Below are 522 nucleotides of genomic sequence, written 5' to 3'. Positions count from 1 at the left end.
ACCGTATCGCCTGCCGCTACCGTCACTCCTGTAGTAGGGGAACTCGTATCGGCAATCGTTGCCGTTCCACTGACAATACTCCATAATCCTGTACCTACCGTAGGCGTATTGGCTGCCATGGTAAAGCCTGAGGTATTACACTGGGTTTGGTCTGCGCCTGCTGCCGCTGTGGTCGGTAAGGCATCGTTGGTCAGTACTACATCGTCCGTACTATCGGTACAGCTTCCGTTGCTGATCGTCCATCGTAAAGTAACCGTATCTCCTGCTGCTACGGTGACTCCCGTAGTCGGTGAACTCGTATCGGCAATCGTTGCCGTTCCACTGACAATACTCCATATTCCTGTACCTACCGTAGGCGTATTGGCTGCCATGGTAAAGCCTGGGGTGTTACACTGGGTTTGGTCGGTGCCTGCTGCCGCTGTCGTAGGCAACGCATCGTTGGTCAGTACCACATCGTCTGTACTATCGGTACAGCTTCCGTTGCTGATCGTCCATCGTAAAGTGACCGTATCGCCTGCCGCT

At 54.0% G+C, this 522-nt stretch carries 1 protein-coding gene; it reads right to left on the bottom strand.

Annotation, left to right across the window (positions count from 1 at the left end; all coding sequences use genetic code 11):
• A partial coding sequence (locus tag SLH33_RS13025) for a hypothetical protein (protein WP_320419548.1) occupies positions 1–522 on the bottom strand: 522 nt, incomplete at both ends.

It is taken from the genome of Tenacibaculum sp. IB213877 (genome assembly GCF_034043975.1).
Lineage (GTDB): Bacteria > Bacteroidota > Bacteroidia > Flavobacteriales > Flavobacteriaceae > Polaribacter.
Note: the sequence above shows the minus strand (reverse complement) of the source record. Positions and strands in the feature narration are given on the sequence as shown.